Origin of the sequence: Paenibacillus sp. FSL K6-1330 (genome assembly GCF_037976825.1) — a bacterium.
Classification (GTDB): Bacteria; Bacillota; Bacilli; order Paenibacillales; family Paenibacillaceae; genus Paenibacillus_AQ.
Map to the genome: position 1 here is coordinate 5812942 of NZ_CP150269.1, position 15018 is coordinate 5827959.

Genomic DNA, 15018 nt, shown 5'->3' on the forward strand with positions numbered 1-15018 from the left:
CATTTCCGCTGAAACGATGAATTTTTTTGCTCACCGCTACGAAGATCATGAACAGGAGCTTCATATCGATCCGTGCGGTGAGCACCAAATGCTCAAATCTGAACGGGAATCATGATGATAAATTCGGGGTCATCCGCATAAGGATCCTGACTCATCGGATATTTTTCGAAATGCGTTAAATGATCCGGGTTATATTCCGAGTAACCTTGTTCTTTGATCCAGGCATAGATATTGTTATAGGACTGATCGATGCTCTGCTCTTTCCGATGAGCACAAGTGGCATAGGTTAAAGCGGGAACGGATATCATAACCATCCCGTCCGGAACTTCGTCGATCCGTTCCACTTCCACGACCGCATAATGGATAAATCCGTCACCGCCGGGAGCTGCGTGGTAAGATAGCCCCAGCAACGTGTCGGTATGTAAGACATGGGGGATCTCCGCGAGCCGCTCCTGCAGCGTTCGATGCACCGCACGTATCCCGCCTGCACCCGCCTCGGCAAATGTGCCTTCCCACTTCAATCCTATCGCCTGAAAAGCTTCCTTACTCGTAACCGCTGCTTCGTTTCGTTGATCGATAGCCATTAGAAATGCTCCTTTATCCTATATTTGGTTTCATTATATACTTGAACTATGCCAGAAACTGTCACAGTATAAAAAAATCATAGGAGCGAAATCATGCCCAAAACCGAACGGATCCTTAAGGTCATGCAGCGGGTGTATGAACGGCAAAACTTCACCGTCGGCGAGTTAGCCGAAGAATTCTCGGTTTCGTACCGTACGATGCTCCGCTATCTTCACGAGCTGTCTCGTCTAGGTGTTCCTTTATACGCTAATGAGGGGAAAAACGGCGGTTATTCCATGCTGACATCGCGGCAAATGCGAGAACAACCTTCGCAGACGAATGAATCCATTCAGCGGATCATCAAACCGCAGACCCTGATCGTCGGCCTGGAGATGAAGCTTCCTTTCACGGCTTATTATATGTCTCAAGCCCTCAAGCCAAAACTCTGGCAGGAACTCCAGGACCGCATGGAGGAAATTCCATATATCCGGAAGAAAACATCGAGTCCCTCATATATTGCAGCTGTTTTGAACCGGCAGCAGATCTATCATTATGTAGCCGGAGTCGAGGTAACCACGATTCGTGATACGCCAAAGCGGATGGTGAGTTTAACCCTGCCGACACAGGAATATGCCATGTATACCCATGAAGGGCATGCCGACCGGGAGGATACCGACCAATCCTATGCCTATGTTATCCAGCAGTTGAAACAACGGAGCCTTACGCCAAACCCGACGCTCTACAGCTTGGAACTGAGAACCTCGATACATGCCTCTAAAGCCCAAATCTATATCCCTTTAATTGAATAAGAGACTTCCCGAATCGTCATCAATCCTTCGGTAAGTCACACCTTACACAGGGGCAAATGTCTTGTTCCAGCTAAAAAAAGCGAGCCCCCGATCATGTCCGGGACTCGCTTTTAGTCGTTAAATGGCTTTCGGATTATCAACTACAGGATTCACATCCGCATCATAATCCACGCCGTCGGTTTCAAAGCCGAACAGCTGGAAGAACTCGCGGCGGTAACCGGCAAGGTCCGTCAATTCTTCAATATTTTCGCTCGTAACCTTGCTCCACAATTCGGCCACTTCGGCCTGCACATCCTCACGAAGCTCCCAATCGTCGATGCGGATACGCCCCTTCTCATCGACTGGCGTTTCCTGCCCGTTATAGAGACGATCGGAGAACAGACGATAGATCTGCTCGATGCAGCCCTCGTGCAGCCCTTTCTCCTTCATGACTTTGTACAGCGCCGATACGTACAGCGGAACGACCGGGATCGCCGAGCTGGATTGGGTCACTAACGCTTTGCTGACCGTTACATAAGCCCGTCCGCCTCCGGCAGCGAGCCTCTCATTCAATTTCAGCGCGGTGGCCTCCAGATGATCCTTGGCTTGTCCAATGGATCCGTCCCGATAAATAGCTTTGGTAATCTCAGAGCCGATATAGGAGAACGCAATCGTGGTCACATTAGGAGCCAATACGCCGCCTTCCGCCAGCTCATTCATCCATAATTCCCAATCGTCACCGCCCATCACCTCAACGGTGTTCTTCACTTCCTCTTCCGTGGCCGGCTCAATCGTTACCTCCGTCACTTCACCTGTATGGAAGTTTACCGTCTTGTTGGTATAGGCTGGTCCGATCGGCTTCAATACGGAGTTGACCGTCTCGCCCGTCTCAGGCAGCGTACGGCGCGCCGAGGCAACACTGTACACCACAAGATCAACCTGGCCCAGCTCTTGGCGGATAAGCTCAACCGTCTTGGCTTTGGTCTCTTGCGTGAAAGCATCTCCCGTCACACTGAACGATTTTAAGCCTGCGGCCTCCGCTGCCTTCTCGAAAGCGACCGAATTGTACCAGCCCGCCGAAGCGGTCCGCTTCTCGGTTGCCTGGCTGGGACGATACACACCTACAGTATTCGCCCGGGAGCCGAATGCGGCAGCAATTCTGGCGGACAAGCCGTAGCCCGTTGAAGCGCCGATGACCAGCACATTGCGCGGCCCCTCGATGCCAGGCTGTTTCAACACATAATCAATCTGCTCCTGCACCTGGGCTTCGCAGCCTACAGGATGGGACGTTGTGCAAATAAATCCGCGTGTTCTAGGTTTAATGATCATATTTATATACCTCTCTTCCAGTACTCGTTGTCTGACACCATATGTATGGTCTTTTAAATTTCCTTTCTATTTTAACTGTTTTTTGTGGAGAGAGGAAATCTTTTGACAGGAAAACCAAGAAAACCTCTCTTCGGAATAACGGAGGCTTAAGCCTGCATTCCTTCCAAAGAGAGGTTCTGTATGTTTAATGCTCTATATACGTTGCCATTAAATACCGAACGAATTATTTGAATGAAGCATAGCCTTGGTCAGCCATGACCACGCTGCCTGTAATCGCAGCAGCTTCATCCAGAGACACGAGATACACGGTATCCGCTACAACTTCAGGCTGTGTTAATTCTCCGCCCATGACTTTGGCTCTCATGGAATCCAGCATTCCTGAATCTTTATAGCCTTGGATAATCGGTGTATCAACTGCTCCAGGAGCAACGGCAACGACACGAATGCCGTATGGTGCCAGTTCAAGCGCAGCGGATTTGCTCATCATGATGACGGCGCCTTTTGTAGCGTGATAAGCAAACGTTCCGGGTGAAGCCAGGAATCCGAATACGGATGCTGTATTAATGATTACGCCTTTAATGCCAAGCTCTTTCATCTTTCGGCCTGCCGCTATAATACCGTAGGCAACCCCGTGCTGATTCACGTTAATGGTGCGATGGTAGAGATCCATATTTTGCTCGAGAACCGGTCCAGCGCCGCCAATCCCCGCATTGTTGTGCATGACATCGATGCGGCCATAAAGCTCAACCGCTTTATCCACAAGGGCCTCGACGCTTTCTTGTTTGGAAACATCGACTTGAACGAAAGTGGCTTCGCCGCCTTCTTTTTTAATCATGTTCACCGTCTCTTGACCGGCAGCCTCATTATAATCGGCTACGACGACGCGATCGCCTTTTCTTGCAAATTTAAGGGAGACCTGACGACCGATTCCGCTCGCTCCACCGGTAATTACCGCTACACGTTGTTCTGACATTATCAATGACCTCCTAGGGCAAAATAGCGTTATTCTTTGAACATTGTGTGTCAATGTCCTTGTGTTCATTGTAACGCCGCGTTATATTTAAGTAAATTTAAACCTAATTAATATTACTTAACTATAAATTAAGGATGAGGTCATATGAATCTTGAACAACTGGAATATATCGTGGAGACGGCCAAGGCAGGATCATTAACCAAAGCAGCCCAGAATTGCAACGTTACCCTTTCCGCCGTCAGCCAAGCGGTGTCCAGCCTAGAAGCCGAGTTCGGTTTCTCCTTGTTTACCCGATCAAGGCTTGGTGCCGTACCCACAGCCGAGGGCCAGCGAATTCTCCAGAAAGCCTACGCCATTTTGGAACAATTTCAGGAGCTGAAATCGGAGGCCGAAGGATATTCCAACCTGCTGAGCGGATCTTTGCGGATTGCTACCGTTCCGGTACCCTTAACGCTGTCCATCGATGCCATTATTCAGTTCAAAAAAGACTTTCCCCAAATCAAACTCGAAATCACGGAAAAAGCGACTCTTGATATTATTGAGGATATCAAACAAAATCATGCGGATATCGGTTTGATTTTTGTCGATGATTCCATCATTCATCAACACCGCGGCCTCCATTTCGGCAAGCTGCTGGAGAGCAAATTCGTGGTCGGAGTCAGCCGTCAATCTCCACTCGCCATGCGGCAATCGATCACGCCGGAAGAACTGCGTAAGTACCCCTTGGTTCTCTACAAGGATGACAGTCTATTCAAACTGATGGATGTATTCGAGGAGCAGTACGGGGAAATGGATCTGCTCTTCTCAACCAACCAGACGAGGGTCATACAGAAGGTCGTCGAAGAGAATGTAGCGGTCACGGTGGGGGTCGATTTGTCCTTCTCCAGCTTCACTCCCATACCTTCGGGAAACATCGTAACGCTGGAGCTGGAGATGCCCCCGGGCCACGCTGCCTCCTCATTCGGGTGGGTACAGCCCGGAACGCACCATCTGTCGAAGCCGGCATCGATCTTCCTGGACAAGCTGAAACATCAGATTGGGTAAACGCCACCTTTGCTCCCGAATATAAAAGCCAACCGGCAAAAAGGGGCGTGACCGTTATCACGTCCCCTGCTCTTCGGTTGGCTTTTTTAGAAAAATCGGTATTAACGTAGTGACTCGCTAAGCGTCAAACTCACCGGGCAATGATCGCTTCCCATCACATGGCAGTCGATCTCGGCATCCTTCAGTTTCTCGGTTAAACGGGCAGACGTCAAAAAATAATCGATGCGCCAGCCGATATTCCGCTCCCTTACCTTGGCCATATACGACCACCAGCTGTATACATCCGTGCGATCCGGGTAGAAATAACGGAAGGAATCGATAAAGCCGGCTGACAGCAGGTCGGTCATTTTACCCCGTTCTTCCAGCGTGAAGCCGGAGTTGCCATGATTGGACTTGGCATTTTTCAGGTCGATTTCCTGATGCGCCACATTCAAGTCGCCGCATGCGATCACGGGTTTGCGTTCGTCAAGCTGAAGCAAGTAAGCACGGAACCGTTCCTCCCACTCCAGCCGATAATCCAGCCTGCTCAGGTCACGCTTCGCATTCGGCGTATATACGTTCACAAGATAGAAGTCCTCAAACTCCAGCGTGATCACTCTGCCCTCCGGCTCGCTGTCCTCCTCCAGACCATAGCGTACGGACAGTGGTGCGATTTTCGTAAATATCGCCGTTCCCGAATATCCCTTTTTCTCTGCATAGTTCCAATATTGTTGATATTCCGGCCCTAAATCGAGCTCGATCTGCCCTGCTTGCAGTTTCGTTTCCTGCACGCAAAATATATCGGCATCCACCTGCTGAAAATAATCCATAAAGCCCTTCGTGACACAGGCCCGCAATCCGTTGACGTTCCATGACACTAGCTTCATATCGCAACCTCCGTGGTATCCATATCGTTTAAGCGTGTTGAATCTATGAATCTTCTAAATTCTATTATGGTATCATGTCACGGCTGAAACGAACAAGCAGCTACGAGCGCTTTCATCATAACTTCATATTCGGAAGATGAAGCCCTGCGTGCATAATCCCGCGCCAAATCAGGAACAACATAAACGTTCGCAAACTGCGATCATTCGTACGTCCGCAATCGATGAGAACCCCATATAAGGAGGAGTACAGCATGACAGGCAGAAACAGCAAACCAAAGAACGACGGTCCTTCCAGCAGTCCTGAACGTTTGGACCAATACGGTGACAAGCTTGCTTCCGAGAATGAGGAAGAGTTTACTTCGGCGGCCGAGGAGCACTGTCGAGATCAGGAATAACGGATTTGATACGACTGTCGATGCACATTCAATAATCACCGCAGCAAAAACACCCATCCATGCCAAGGCAATGAATGGGTGTTTTTCCTATTCAATCATCTGGGCAAACACGATGCCCGTCGGTTATAACCATCCCGCTTCTCGATGTCGTTACTCCGTGACCCCACAGCGGTTGCCGTCTGGATCCGTCAGGGAAAAGCCTCTGAACCCGCCAAAATCCTCAATTTCAGTCACGTCGGCTCCCTTGGCAACCAATCGTTGATGAATTTCACTCACATTCGTGGTATGCAGGTTGAAATATTGCCCCACGCCATAATCATTCCTGGGAAAAACCGGCTGCTTCACCTCATAGGACCGCACGAGGCAGAAGGATACCTTCTCATCGTTCATTCGCATGACCACCGCATTCGGTTCATCCGTGTGGATCACTTCAAACCCGAGCATATCCGTATACCAGGCCGTCGAACGCTTCAGATCACTGACCGGTACAAAAATGCCAACGCCGTACAATAGGGATTTTTTCAAACTCCTTCCTCCTCTTTGATTTAGTTATATAGCATCTGACACATAAGAAACGAAATTTCGGGCTAAAACCAGACAGCGTCCAAATATAATTTTTTTATTCTGTAAGTTTCCACGCATTACCATCCGGATCTTCCATATAAAATGCAAGGGCTCCGCCAACCCGGCTCAATTTGCTTATTCTTATTCGCAGCCTCGTCAATTGGAGATACGAGGTACAAATGGCTTTGGGATCCCTTTTCCGAAAAGCCTCCACAAGCGCATCCATATCCAGTCCTGCGGCTGTGCCTGCCCGGGCTCTCTCTTGCGGTTTAGGTTCCACGCCTGTTTGCTGTATGCGATGCAGCTTCTTCAGCCTGGTTCGCGCACGTCCGAGCGACACCTGAACCGTCCCTTCCGACATGAAGAGAAAATCAGCCGTCTCCCTGGCCGTGAAATCAAAAACATCCATCAGCAGCAAAATAACCATCGCCCGTGGGGATAACCGATCCGCTAATGTCTCCAGAAGCTCCCTGGTGGATAAGCCGTCATCCTCGGCCGCCCTATCTCCTAACGCATCCTCGGAAACCCTCAATCCGGGCTTATCCTTCTTCAGTCGGTCCTTCCACGCGTTGCTTGCGATGCGATATAAGTAGGCATTGGACAGATATTTTCCAGGATCGGTTTCAACGGCTCGCATCACCTTTATCATGACATCCTGAAACAGATCCTCCGCTTCCCATGGATCCCCTGAGATTCGCATACAGTATCGGTGCAGCTTCGCCTGCACATTGGATAAGTCCGGCATATACTTCGGCATCATCATTCCCACCTCGCTAACTAGTTCTTTGAGTGTCCACATTTTCCTGCTGAATGTTTGCGCCGTCCTTGTTCCATATACTCATCCATACAAAAAACCGCCTCCCCACTAATATGGGAAGACGGCTGATTTGCTCGATCTGATAGCGTTTATTTCACCAAACTCTCCAGCACGTTATCAATGATCTGGCTGTTGGCAATCGTGCCTGTATACAACCAGCTCGTATCTTTTCCATATTCATAGATGTTGCCGTTCTTAACAGCCGGAATATTCGCCCAAAGCGGATCCTGAAGCACTTCGGCCCCTTCGCCGTCACTATTAATGAAGAACAGATGATCCGCGTCGAGCTCCGCCAATTTTTCCAGGGAAATGGATGACCAGTTGCCCGTAGCCGATGCCGAAATTTCCTTCACCACACTCGGAACCGTGAGACCCAAGTCACCGTACATAACGGCTCCGCTGGACAACGTCTCGCTAACGACGAACAATTTACCGCCGACAAGCCAAATCGCTGCAGCAGATTCACCGCCGATCGATTGCTGGATTTTCTCCTTGGCATCCTTTGCCTTCTGCTCGTATTTATCGAGCGCCGCTTGCGCTTCCTCCTCCATGCCAAAGATTTCTCCCACTTTCTTCAGCTCTTCGCGCCAATCGTTATTGACCTCATTGCCGATGACATAGGTTGGAGCAATCTTCTCGTATTGGCTGTACTTGTTGCCTTCTACCATGGAAGCCGAGTCCATGATCAATAGATCCGGCTGGAAGCTCGCTACCGCTTCAAAGGGAAGATCATGCTCAATCGTAGGCACATCCTTCAATGAGTCCTGCAGATAATCCTGGACGCTTCCGCCTTTGACCGACCACTGCGCAATCGGAGTAATACCCAATGCCACGAGGTTATCCTCCAAGTAAGAAGCTATCACTCGTTTCGGCTCCGCCGGAATTTTCACCTCATGGCCCATAGCGTCTGTCAATGTGCGTTCTGTCTTGGCTTCTGTGCTTCCTTCGTCCGGCTTGGCTTCGGTGCTGTTGTTCTGGTCACTTGGCGCTTGGGCCTCCGTTGGCTCGTTCCCGGCTGCTTCCTTGCTATTTCCACAAGCTGCAAGCAGCGTGAAAGCTGCCAATAGTCCTGCGATTATCCATATTTTTTTCTTGAATCGATTCATTGTTACAGATCCCCTTTATGTATATTTTTTCTGCCTAGATCACTAGCAATCTTAGGATGAAGTGATATAATAATAACCATGATAATGAAATTCATTCTCAATTACAATACGTTATTTAAAATTTTTTATCAACATGAAGGTTTAGGTGACTATGCAAGCAAATCAGCCCATGAACAAAAAAACCGCAAAATCCATTTATCGCCCCAAGACGGCCGCGGTCGTCATTCTGTTGGGGCTTAGCCTCCTGGCTGTCGCTATGGCATCCTCGATTATCTATGGTGCGTCGAATATTAAATTGTCCACCATATGGGAGGCGTTTGTTCGATTCGATGCCCATTCCACCTCGCACCAGATTATCCAGAGACTGCGCATGCCGAGGGCCTTGGCAGCTGCGCTGATCGGCGGTTCCTTGGCTGTTTCCGGAGCCATCATGCAGGGCATGACAAGAAACGCGCTCGCTTCCCCTTCCATTATGGGAGTCACCGCAGGTGCCACTTTCATGATGTCGATTGGGTTTGCCTTTATGGAGTCGCCGTCCAACACCGTGCTCATGCTGCTATCTTTTGCCGGTGCGGGCCTTGGGGCAGGACTCGTGCTTCTCATCGGCTCGTTATCCAAACGGGGCCTGACGCCCGTCAAGCTGGCGCTGGCCGGATCTGCCGTAACCGCGCTCCTCAGCTCGATTTCCTCAGCCATTGCCATCCGCTTTAACGTTGCCAAGGATATCAGCTTCTGGTATGCCGGAGGCGTGTCGGGCGTGCAATGGGTAAACGTGCAGCTCCTGATCCCCGTCGCGATTGTCGGGCTGCTGATTGCGCTGGCGCTCAGCAGATCCATTACCGTCATGAGCCTGGGCGAAGAGGTCGCTACCGGGCTTGGCCAAAAAACGGGAGTCGTGAAGTTCCTGGGCACACTCGTTGTGCTGCTGCTCACGGGCGCAGCGGTAGCTGTGGGCGGAACGATCGGATTCGTGGGGCTTGTCATCCCGCATATCGTTCGCTTCATCGTAGGTCCCGACTATCGACTGATCATCCCTTGCTCCGCTGTCATGGGAGCACTTTTGCTGGTGTTTGCCGATGTGGGGGCGCGGATGATCAACCCTCCGTTCGAGACGCCTGTCGGTGCGATTACGGCGGTCATCGGCGTTCCCTTCTTCCTCTATCTTGCACGACGCGAAGGGAGGGGACTGTAACGATGAATACAACAAGAAAAGTGATGTCCGTGTCGATGATCCTGCTGCTGGCCATATTAGCCGTGTTTCTGGTCAGCCTGAATATGGGAACGATGAAAATCCCGCTCGCTGAGGTCATCAAAGCGTTCAACGGAACAGGATCTGAGCAGAATTATACCGTTCTAATGCACTTTCGTTTACCCCGCATGGTCATTGCCATTCTGATCGGTGCGGGAATCGCCGTCTCCGGCGCTATTCTGCAGAGTGTTTCGCGGAACGCGTTGGCAGATCCGGGCATTCTCGGCATTAATTCCGGAGCAGGACTGGCTGTCGTGCTGTATATCTTTTATTTTCAAGGCAGCTCGTTCAGTTCCGGCATATGGTCCGTCTATATCATGCCTTTTGCCGCGCTATTCGGGGCATTTCTCGCTGCCTTTCTCATATATTCAATAGCCTGGAAGCAAGGCGTGACGCCGATTCGGCTTGTTTTAGTGGGGATTGGCATCAACGCGGCCTTCGGAGCGCTTATTATCGTGTTTCAGCTCATGATGGACCCCAACAATTTCATGCAGGCTACCATCTGGTTGTCCGGAAGCATCTGGGGAGCAAGCTGGGAGTATGTCTATGCGATCCTTCCGTGGATCCTTCTGCTGGTTCCCTGGGCGGTATATAAATCGCAAAATTTGAATGTGCTCAACCTGGGAGACCATACGGCAGCTGGGCTTGGGGTTATGGTGGAGCGCGAGCGAAGAACGCTCCTGTTCATCTCCGTTGCCCTGGCAGGTGCCTGCGTGGCCGTTGGCGGCGGCATCGCGTTTCTTGGACTGGTTGCTCCGCATCTGGCGCGTAAGCTGGTGGGTCCCCGTCATCAGGGAATGCTGCCTGTCTCTGCGCTTCTTGGCTCTCTGGTGCTGCTTGTTGCCGATATGATCGGCAAGAACCTGATGGCCCCTTCCGAGATCCCTGTTGGATTGGTCGTTTCCTGTCTTGGAGCGCCCTACTTTATTTATTTGTTGATCAAGGATTAAGTTGAACAGTTTTTTTTAAAAAAAGACGGCGATCTCCTCCCGGTCCATGCAGGAGGAAATCGCCGTTCTTTTGTGTCATGCGCTAAAAGCTTGATTGGCGCACATGAGCGAGTGCTATGCACTGTTCTGACTAAGCTCGGAGGCAACCTTTTTATTCCGCAAAGCAAAAAGACCGCATTACGTTGTCTTTCATAAGCTGTGCAACTGCGTCACGCAGCGGCTTTATTAGTGAGCACTCACCAGAATCTTCACCTGGTTCTTCTCTTTGAGGAGAGCCTCAAAGCCCCGTTCAATAATCTCATCCAGTTTGATCCGCTGAGTTACCAGCTTATCCGCAGGGAAGAATCCTTTTTCCATCAGGCTAATGACAGCCGGGAATACGTCGCGATAACCGATGATTCCGGTAATATTACGCTCCTTCATCACGATGTCATTCGGCACGATCGGAGCGGAGGTTTCGAATATGCTGACAATCATAATCTGTCCGCCGATCTTCGTAGAGTTGATGGCTTGATTCAGTACAGGTGGAACACCCGTTACTTCGAATGCCACATCTACCCCGGTGCCGGTCCGACGATGAAGTTCTTCTACGACATCGTAAGCCTTAGGATCAATGACGATAGCCCCCAATTCTTCGGCCTTTTGTTTACGCTCAGCAGATAGTTCTACTGCGTAAATCTCGGACGCCCCTGCTGCCTTCAATGCTTCGATAACGAGCAGACCAATCGGTCCCGCACCGAATACAACTGCCCGATCCCCTGCTTTCAGCTGACTTTGGCGTACAGCATACAAGGCGACTGCCGAAGGCTCTACCAAAGCCCCTTGTTCATAGGAGACGCTGTCCGGAATTTTATGAACCATATGCTCATCCGCAGCTACATATTCGGAGAATCCGCCGCCACCGCCGGCAAGGCCGAGAAAGCCCATTTTGTCGCACAGATTGTATTTGCCTTGTCTGCAAGCTTCGCATTTTCCGCATGCAAATACAGGCTCAACAACCACGCGGTCACCAGCCTTGAATTTCGTGACGCCTTTGCCAACCTCTACCACCTGGCCAGAAAATTCATGACCCATTACCACCGGAGCCTGTTCTCCGGTAAGGGGATGAGGCGTATTCTCAGGTATAAATATAGGCCCAGCTACGTATTCGTGGAGATCACTACCACAAATCCCGCACCATTCGACCTTGATTTTCACTTTTCCACTCGTTGCTTGCGGCTCTGCAATTGTCTCCAAACGCAGATCCTTTACTCCATGCCAGCGCAATGCTTGCATTGTCTTCATCTCCTTATGGGTTCGAAAAAATAAAAACAAAACAGGAAACGTTTCCGAAATCAAATATGTCACAGTTTTGACAATCTGTCAAACCCGTTCCACTAAAATGTATGAAATGTCATGGACAACCGGCGATCTAAGCTCCTCCTCTTTTTCAGTGATTATCAGCAATGTATACAGAACGCACCCTGCACCTCTTTTCTTCGTCGAGGTGTTCTATGATTTAAAGGTATTCTTAATGGTATAATATAGATATTGCTCCATTAAGATCTCAAATCAGAACAAGAACAGGAAACGTTTCCGATATAGAGAGGACTTTTGAATATGGTGAATCCCAAAAAAGTGACGATTGAAGATGTCGCCAAACAAGCGGGCGTTGGAATAGCAACCGTGTCCCGAGCCATCAACAACAGCAAGGGAATCAGTCCGAAAACGAAAGCACGGGTCTTGCAGGTGATCGAAGAAATCGGATTTAGTCCGGATACATCGGCTCAAAGCCTGAAGGTGCGGCAGACGAATCAAATCGCCTTAGCCGTGCCTGACATTCGAAATGCGATCATCCCAGAAATCGCCTGGTCGGTGGAACAGACCGCCAAGCAGCACGGATATCGAGTCGTTCAGATCAATACAGCCGGGAATGCCCGAAACGAGCTTGAAATCGTAAGAGATATCAAGAAGCTGCACGTAGACGGCTTGATTATCATGCCGCTGGCTTATCCGAAAACACTGGGCGACCTGATCAACAAATCGAGCCTCCCCGTCTCAATCATTAATTACGGGAAACAGCTGGGAGATGAGTATAGAGCCGATATCGTAGGCCTCGCACGCCAGGAGGGCAGGCTTGTTATGGAGCATCTGCTGAAAATCGGACGGACCCGCATCGCCTATGCCGGTGCGCCCAAGGATAAAATCGAAGAGCGGTATTGGGCATATGAGCAGTCGCTGACGCAAGTTGATCCGTCGCTTGTCTATTTCGGGGAGGATTTCTCGTTTGAAACAGGGGTTCGTGCCGCGGACTATTTCCATGGCCTGAAGCATATGCCGGACGCCATCTATGCGGTAAACGATATGGTTGCTATCGGCATCGTCAACCGTTTTAAAGAGCTGAAGGTCCGGGTTCCCGATGATGTGGCCGTCGTCGGCATCGATAACAATGTATGGACCACCGTCACGACGCCTCAGATCAGTTCAGTGTCCATCATGGGCGATGAAGTAGCCCGGCTGGCTACGGAGTTGCTGCTCAAGCGGCTCCGCGAGCAAAAGTCCGGCCAATACGAACGCGTGCAATTCGAACCGAGGCTCATCGTCAGGGAATCCAGCATGTCCTTTATACGAAATGCAACAACCGACTAGGATGCAGCAACCGACTAGGATGCAGCAACCGAGGCCCATAAAGAAGAGCCTGGAACATGAAGTCCCAGGCTCTTTCTTTCGACTCTTTAATTGGAATATTGGACGCTTAATGACTCAAAGTATACAAGTAATAGCCGTAGTCGGTAGGCGTACCCGGATGTTCGATTTGCCGGAGCATGGCGGTTACGTTTCCTCGGTGGTACGACCCGTGATTGACCATATGCTGGATATAATCCAGACAGCTGGCTTTAAAGTCTCCGGACGGATAGACGGTTTCCAGATTCTCATGCTCTTCGATGAACAGCCTGAAGCGCACCGCAAGATCGTCCATTAGATGCCCCAATTCTTCGATTCGCTTGCCTTCTGTCTCCGCAACCAGCCGATCGATCGAATCCTTGAGATTTTCCAGGTACAAAGGTGACACCTCCGAGACTCCGCCCGCATTAAAAAACGACAGCCAGCCGGAATCAATGACATAGATATGAACCATCGCTTCATAAATGGATGGAAAGACACTGACTATCTCCTTGCGGTATACCTCTTCCGAAAGCCCCTGCAAATATTCGCAAACCTTCCGGTTTGCCCATACGTGGTAATCATACTGCCGCAATATCCATGTTTTCAAATCGTCGTTCCCCTTTTCATAGGCGGGGAAGCACGCAGTTTAAGGGCAATTATGCGCTAATCCCCATATAAGTTTGCCCGTGAACGATTGTTGTTTTCATCTCAAACGCCTCCTGAAAATAATCTGATCCTATTCTAGCATACATGTTGCCAAGTAACCGCGAATAGTCGTATTGCTTTCACAAAAATATATTCATGATCTTGTTATCCCTACCCATTCTAATTCACTAAATTGGCACCGGCACATGCTGCTGCCGATACGAGGTAGGCGACGTGCGGTAATATTTCGCGAATGCTCTCGAGAACGTGTGGAGGTTGGAATATCCCAGCGAAAAAGCAGCCTCCGTCACGGACACATCGGTTTCGGTCAGTAGCACCGCTGCCCGCTCCATCCGCAGCTTCATTAAATAATGACTCGGACTGATGCCATACGCCCGGATAAACTCACAATACAGATGCGTCCGGTGTACGCCGGCATACTCAACAACATCCATAACCGTAATCCCCTCCATGTAATGGGAATCCATATAAAATACGCTTTGCTCGAGCCAGTTCGATTTGCTCCCTTTTCTGACCGTGGCGGCAGCCAGCAGCTCAAACAGCTGATATAACCATTTCTGTCGTCCAAATTCGTTGCCAACGGTGTCGTCATCCACGCACCCGTATATTTGATTCAGCACCGCCTGCAGCTCCCCCTTCATCCCGGCAAACATAAAGGGCTTGCGCGGAGATAACCCGATCCGGGTCAACGCATTGTCGGTTAATTCACCATCCAGGACGACCCACTGCGTGCGCAGCGTCGGCTCCGAATGGGGGTTCGGTTCCCAGTAACTGAACCTCGTATGAGGGAACAGGCAAAAGACATCCCCTTCCGACAAGGTAACTTCCTCATCCCCATAAGCCAGTGTGATTTTTCCGTTTAGAACAAAATGCAGCGCATAGTTTTCGGATACTTTGGGGCCCACGTAATAATGGGGCTTCGCCATGCTGCGGCCTGTACGGAGAATCCAAATTCCGCCCTTTCTTTCCATCTCCGAAGGTATGCAGTACTTCATTTCGGCATATTCGAAGGCCATCCCCTTCACATGAAATCCCTCCCTCACAAAAAAGAATGTTTCCTG

16 protein-coding genes are annotated in these 15018 nt (G+C 50.2%); 6 read left to right on the top strand and 10 right to left on the bottom strand.

The features are described from left to right. Positions 1-92: 92 nt before the first annotated feature. Complete coding sequence (locus tag NYE54_RS26425; RefSeq protein WP_339267358.1) at positions 93-584, bottom strand: effector binding domain-containing protein; 492 nt, start codon at positions 582-584, stop codon at positions 93-95. 93 nt (positions 585-677) lie between these two features. Between NYE54_RS26425 and NYE54_RS26430 the strand changes: the two genes are divergently transcribed. Beyond that, positions 678-1373, top strand: coding sequence for an effector binding domain-containing protein (locus NYE54_RS26430; protein ID WP_339267360.1), 696 nt, complete (start codon positions 678-680; stop codon positions 1371-1373). A gap of 117 nt (positions 1374-1490) precedes the next feature. Here the strand turns inward: NYE54_RS26430 and fabV are convergent, their stop codons facing one another. Both fabV and NYE54_RS26440 read right to left on the bottom strand, forming a co-directional pair. Then, entirely contained in the window at positions 1491-2681 is a 1191-nt protein-coding gene (gene fabV, locus NYE54_RS26435) for an enoyl-ACP reductase FabV (protein ID WP_339267362.1), read from the bottom strand. Between the two features lie 223 nt (positions 2682-2904). Continuing rightward, on the bottom strand, positions 2905-3654 hold the full coding sequence (locus NYE54_RS26440; protein ID WP_339267364.1) for an SDR family oxidoreductase: 750 nt from the start codon (positions 3652-3654) through the stop codon (positions 2905-2907). Positions 3655-3798: 144 nt separating this feature from the next. Here NYE54_RS26440 and NYE54_RS26445 point away from each other — a divergent pair, with 144 nt between their 5' ends. Next, complete coding sequence (locus tag NYE54_RS26445; protein WP_076324407.1) at positions 3799-4698, top strand: LysR family transcriptional regulator; 900 nt, start codon at positions 3799-3801, stop codon at positions 4696-4698. Positions 4699-4799: 101 nt separating this feature from the next. Here the strand turns inward: NYE54_RS26445 and NYE54_RS26450 are convergent, their stop codons facing one another. Further along, positions 4800-5564, bottom strand: a complete 765-nt coding sequence (locus NYE54_RS26450; protein WP_339267366.1) for an exodeoxyribonuclease III — start codon at positions 5562-5564, stop codon at positions 4800-4802. Between the two features lie 251 nt (positions 5565-5815). On the opposite strand from NYE54_RS26450, the gene NYE54_RS26455 reads away from it, so the two are divergent. Further along, positions 5816-5959, top strand: a complete 144-nt coding sequence (locus NYE54_RS26455; protein WP_009595787.1) for a hypothetical protein — start codon at positions 5816-5818, stop codon at positions 5957-5959. Between the two features lie 150 nt (positions 5960-6109). Here NYE54_RS26455 and NYE54_RS26460 read toward each other — a convergent pair whose 3' ends face one another. From NYE54_RS26460 to NYE54_RS26470, 3 genes are all read right to left on the bottom strand, one after another. Then, on the bottom strand, positions 6110-6484 hold the full coding sequence (locus NYE54_RS26460; protein ID WP_339267368.1) for a VOC family protein: 375 nt from the start codon (positions 6482-6484) through the stop codon (positions 6110-6112). A gap of 94 nt (positions 6485-6578) precedes the next feature. Further along, entirely contained in the window at positions 6579-7280 is a 702-nt protein-coding gene (locus NYE54_RS26465; protein ID WP_339267369.1) for an RNA polymerase sigma factor, read from the bottom strand. A 149-nt stretch (positions 7281-7429) separates the two neighbouring features. Continuing rightward, positions 7430-8446: an iron-hydroxamate ABC transporter substrate-binding protein gene (locus tag NYE54_RS26470; protein WP_339267371.1), complete on the bottom strand. Its 1017-nt coding sequence runs from the start codon at positions 8444-8446 to the stop codon at positions 7430-7432. A 169-nt stretch (positions 8447-8615) separates the two neighbouring features. Here NYE54_RS26470 and NYE54_RS26475 point away from each other — a divergent pair, with 169 nt between their 5' ends. Continuing rightward, complete coding sequence (locus NYE54_RS26475; RefSeq protein ID WP_339267373.1) at positions 8616-9638, top strand: iron ABC transporter permease; 1023 nt, start codon at positions 8616-8618, stop codon at positions 9636-9638. A gap of 2 nt (positions 9639-9640) precedes the next feature. After that, positions 9641-10645, top strand: coding sequence for an iron ABC transporter permease (locus tag NYE54_RS26480; protein ID WP_339267375.1), 1005 nt, complete (start codon positions 9641-9643; stop codon positions 10643-10645). A 225-nt stretch (positions 10646-10870) separates the two neighbouring features. Here the strand turns inward: NYE54_RS26480 and NYE54_RS26485 are convergent, their stop codons facing one another. Beyond that, positions 10871-11920: a 2,3-butanediol dehydrogenase gene (locus tag NYE54_RS26485; protein WP_339267377.1), complete on the bottom strand. Its 1050-nt coding sequence runs from the start codon at positions 11918-11920 to the stop codon at positions 10871-10873. Positions 11921-12244: 324 nt separating this feature from the next. Here NYE54_RS26485 and NYE54_RS26490 point away from each other — a divergent pair, with 324 nt between their 5' ends. Next, positions 12245-13273: a LacI family DNA-binding transcriptional regulator gene (locus NYE54_RS26490; RefSeq protein ID WP_339267379.1), complete on the top strand. Its 1029-nt coding sequence runs from the start codon at positions 12245-12247 to the stop codon at positions 13271-13273. A 106-nt stretch (positions 13274-13379) separates the two neighbouring features. Here the strand turns inward: NYE54_RS26490 and NYE54_RS26495 are convergent, their stop codons facing one another. Then, a complete protein-coding gene (locus tag NYE54_RS26495; protein WP_339267380.1) occupies positions 13380-13898 on the bottom strand; it encodes a DinB family protein in 519 nt (172 codons plus the stop codon). 226 nt (positions 13899-14124) lie between these two features. After that, positions 14125-14973, bottom strand: a complete 849-nt coding sequence (locus tag NYE54_RS26500) for an AraC family transcriptional regulator (RefSeq protein WP_339273669.1) — start codon at positions 14971-14973, stop codon at positions 14125-14127. Positions 14974-15018 lie beyond the last annotated feature (45 nt).

Coding starts and splice junctions, on each gene's coding strand:
- NYE54_RS26440 (WP_339267364.1), bottom strand. CDS start 3,654: ATGTCAGAACAACGTGTAGCGGTAATTACCGGTGGAGCGAGCGGAATC.
- NYE54_RS26430 (WP_339267360.1), top strand. CDS start 678: ATGCCCAAAACCGAACGGATCCTTAAGGTCATGCAGCGGGTGTATGAA.
- NYE54_RS26470 (WP_339267371.1), bottom strand. CDS start 8,446: ATGAATCGATTCAAGAAAAAAATATGGATAATCGCAGGACTATTGGCA.
- NYE54_RS26455 (WP_009595787.1), top strand. CDS start 5,816: ATGACAGGCAGAAACAGCAAACCAAAGAACGACGGTCCTTCCAGCAGT.
- NYE54_RS26500 (WP_339273669.1), bottom strand. CDS start 14,973: ATGGCCTTCGAATATGCCGAAATGAAGTACTGCATACCTTCGGAGATG.
- NYE54_RS26465 (WP_339267369.1), bottom strand. CDS start 7,280: ATGCCGAAGTATATGCCGGACTTATCCAATGTGCAGGCGAAGCTGCAC.
- NYE54_RS26475 (WP_339267373.1), top strand. CDS start 8,616: ATGAACAAAAAAACCGCAAAATCCATTTATCGCCCCAAGACGGCCGCG.
- NYE54_RS26485 (WP_339267377.1), bottom strand. CDS start 11,920: ATGCAAGCATTGCGCTGGCATGGAGTAAAGGATCTGCGTTTGGAGACA.
- NYE54_RS26425 (WP_339267358.1), bottom strand. CDS start 584: ATGGCTATCGATCAACGAAACGAAGCAGCGGTTACGAGTAAGGAAGCT.
- NYE54_RS26490 (WP_339267379.1), top strand. CDS start 12,245: ATGGTGAATCCCAAAAAAGTGACGATTGAAGATGTCGCCAAACAAGCG.
- NYE54_RS26450 (WP_339267366.1), bottom strand. CDS start 5,564: ATGAAGCTAGTGTCATGGAACGTCAACGGATTGCGGGCCTGTGTCACG.
- fabV (WP_339267362.1), bottom strand. CDS start 2,681: ATGATCATTAAACCTAGAACACGCGGATTTATTTGCACAACGTCCCAT.
- NYE54_RS26480 (WP_339267375.1), top strand. CDS start 9,641: ATGAATACAACAAGAAAAGTGATGTCCGTGTCGATGATCCTGCTGCTG.
- NYE54_RS26445 (WP_076324407.1), top strand. CDS start 3,799: ATGAATCTTGAACAACTGGAATATATCGTGGAGACGGCCAAGGCAGGA.